Origin of the sequence: Ilyobacter sp. (assembly GCF_041583315.1) — a bacterium.
In the GTDB taxonomy this organism is placed as follows: domain Bacteria; phylum Fusobacteriota; class Fusobacteriia; order Fusobacteriales; family Fusobacteriaceae; genus Ilyobacter.
The window spans coordinates 1-2,433 of the sequence record NZ_JBFHGC010000444.1 but is presented as its reverse complement, the minus strand read 5'-3'; the positions used below and the strand labels follow the sequence as shown (position 1 = coordinate 2,433).

Annotated in this window: 1 protein-coding gene; it reads right to left on the bottom strand. The window is 36.0% G+C overall.

The genetic code is table 11. From position 1 onward, the window contains the following. Nucleotides 1-187: 187 nt before the first annotated feature. Complete coding sequence (locus tag ABZA26_RS12675) at nucleotides 188-2,161, bottom strand: UvrD-helicase domain-containing protein (RefSeq protein ID WP_372714878.1); 1,974 nt, start codon at nucleotides 2,159-2,161, stop codon at nucleotides 188-190. Between the last annotated feature and the right edge of the window lie 272 nt (nucleotides 2,162-2,433).

The following is a 2,433-nucleotide window of genomic DNA, read 5'->3' as shown; positions in this document are numbered from 1 at the left end:
GCCTATTCGCAGGACGAGCGTGAATAAATATAATAAATTTTGCGTTAAGAAAATACAATGTTTGAGCGCAGCGAGTTTTGTATTTTTAGTAAAATTTATTATATTTTAGCTTGGACAAGACAAGGCTTGATTTTTGGTTACTTTTCATCAAGGAAAAGTAACAGAGTTCGTGTAAATTCAATACTCTCTAATCAAATGTCCTCAAAAGAGCATCATAAAAAAGACTGTGCTGCTCCATTCCTCTCCCTGAATAGACCGTCCCGAAAAGATATATCTCTCCCGTTACACTTTTAAAAAGCCTTTTTATCACTGCATCCAGATCCAGTTTCTCCATCTGAAGCTCATCCTCCCCTGTAAAAACTCTTCCCAGTGGCCAGTCTTTATTCAGAGACCATAAATTCTGAAATTCATTATAGCTTTTCAGAGTATAAAGTGGATTTCTTACATCAGTAAGTATGAGTATCTTACTCTTTCTACCGGTTCCTATAAAGCTACCTGGAGTGGACAAAGACATATATCCCCCTTCCAGCTTAACCCCTATATCATCCAGCGTAGGTGTGGTCTTAGCCCCTTCCCTTATGAATTTTATAAACTCATAATTGGCATCTTTCAGCATCTGAAAACTTTCCATAACCCTTACAAAATCCTCTGATGAGTCCATGAGCTCCCTGCAAGCCTTTATATCCTTGGCATCGTCGCTTCTCCCTACGAAATACTCCAGATATACTGAGGTAAAAAACTGATTTATAGGAATATCCCTGTCCATGGACTTTATAAATTCCACCATGTTGTTGTATTCTTCTATTTTTTCCGTAGAAAGTCTTCTGAGAAGTTGTTTGTCATCAATGTTCTCCAGTTTATAATCCTTCTTGGACAGGGAATCTGCCAAAAGAGCCGAGCTTATAAGATCCATCTGGAGGACAATATTTATAAACATCTTCATCTCATCATAATTCAGACGTATTTTTTTAAATCTGTAAAAAACCATAGCAAAAATAGTCAGAGCAAAAACATAAGGATTGTCCGTCACCTTGTCATTTTTTGAGGTATAGAGATAGTTTATATTCATTTTATCAGATATCCTGGTGAGACCGAAATCCAAAGTCACATTATATTTGGGAGTTATTACGGAGATTTCATTTCCGGGAACTCCCTGCTCCAAAAGTTCTGCCACAAGCCTCAGAACTTTTTTGTCCTCTTTACTTCTAAATTCATTTTCAAGATCGATTTTCACACTGGAATTTACAGATATTTCCCCTGTATCCAGCATTAAATTTTTCGATAAAGCTTCTGTAAACTCCCTGAATTTTCCTGCATTTTCATTCTCTTCCAGCCTTTCTTCCTGAAAATTTGGAAGAAGCTCTTTTTCTATATAATTTCTGGAAAACTGGTATATACCATACGGACCGTCAGTATTGTAGTACAGTATGCTTCCCTTTACCCATTGAGAGAGCTCCATGATAAAGTCCCCTTGTGATATAGAGACATTCTCTAGATTATCCACCACAAGGTATTTTGTACTGTTTTGGAGATATTCCAGATATTTTTCATCTTTCAGAAGATAGTTGAAATAAAGGTATATTGACACAGCATTATCCACTATACCCTCTTCCAGTATTCTTTCAATATATCGCACCGTTATCTCATTCATCTCTTTATAAAATTCTATCCCCAGTTGCTCTTCTTCTACCTTGCTTCTGAAAATTCTTTCACCTATTTTTTTATAGCTTGTATTGGATAAAGATGCTCCTGTGATGTTTGACAAGAGCTTCCTTGCGATCTCCTCATCACTGCTTATAATCCCTTTCAGGTAATCTTTTTTTCTATAAAATTCCACTGTTTTGGACATGAGACTTTGGGAAGCCTCGTAATGCATAAAAACAGGCTCAATCTCTTTTTTCTTTATAAGATTACATTTTTTCAAAACCAGAGGCCAGAACAATTTCAGATCTCTCTGGATAAATCCGAAATATGAAAAAATTCTGAGCTGTGATGCCACATGAAAATCCACACTCTTCGTCCACTTTACCCTCTCTGTCCTGTTGGCCACAAGAACCAGAATATCGTTGGAATTTATTCCGTCTGCCAGCATCCGGCAGTACCTTTTGATTGCATTCTCTGTTTTGCCGCTTCCGGTTTCCCCTAAAATAACTCTTTTCATATAATCATCACCCTAACTAATTTTACACGGGAAATAAAAAAAAGAAAACCTCTTTCTAGGCTTTCTTGGTTACTTATTTTAGTATGGACATATTTTTAGATGATTTACTGAGTTTATCCAGAGTTGATGTTACTTTTCCTTGATGAAAAGTAACCAAAAATCAAGCCTTGTCTTGTCCAAGCTAAAATATAATAAATTTTACTAAAAATACAAAACTCGCTTCGCTCAGACATTGTATTTTCTTTACGTAAAATTGATTAGATTTCTTTACG

What these genes read in the sequence shown, in the direction of transcription:
- ABZA26_RS12675 (WP_372714878.1), bottom strand. Translation starts at nt 2,161, where the DNA reads ATGAAAAGAGTTATTTTAGGGGAAACCGGAAGCGGCAAAACAGAGAAT.